At 48.2% G+C, this 303-nt stretch carries 1 protein-coding gene; it reads right to left on the bottom strand.

Annotation, left to right across the window (positions count from 1 at the left end; translation table 11 throughout):
• Positions 1–110: 110 nt before the first annotated feature.
• The coding region (locus BTHG_RS27180) for a hypothetical protein (protein WP_010280261.1) at positions 111–303 on the bottom strand (193 nt) is incomplete at its 5' end.

Below are 303 nucleotides of genomic sequence, written 5' to 3'. Positions count from 1 at the left end.
GTCTCCCCAGCGATTTATGCGTCGGTTTTCTCACATTTGCGTCTGCTCGGCGAGTTTTGCGTCGATTTTCTCATATTTGCGTCTCTCCAGCGATTTTTGCGTCGGTTTTCTCACATTTGCGTCTCCCCAACGATTTTTGCGTCGATTTTCCCACATTTGCGTCTCCACAGAGTTTTTTGCGTCGGTTTTCTCATATTTGCGTCTCCCCAGCGATTTATGCGTCTACTTTCCCGGATTTGCGTCTCCACAGAGTTTTTTGCGTCTACTTTCCCGGATTTGCGTCTCCTCAGCGATTTTTGCGTC

Origin of the sequence: Bacillus timonensis (assembly GCF_000285535.1) — a bacterium.
Taxonomy (GTDB): domain Bacteria; phylum Bacillota; class Bacilli; order Bacillales; family Bacillaceae_L; genus Ferdinandcohnia; species Ferdinandcohnia timonensis.
This window is presented reverse-complemented; position numbering and strand designations above follow the sequence as displayed.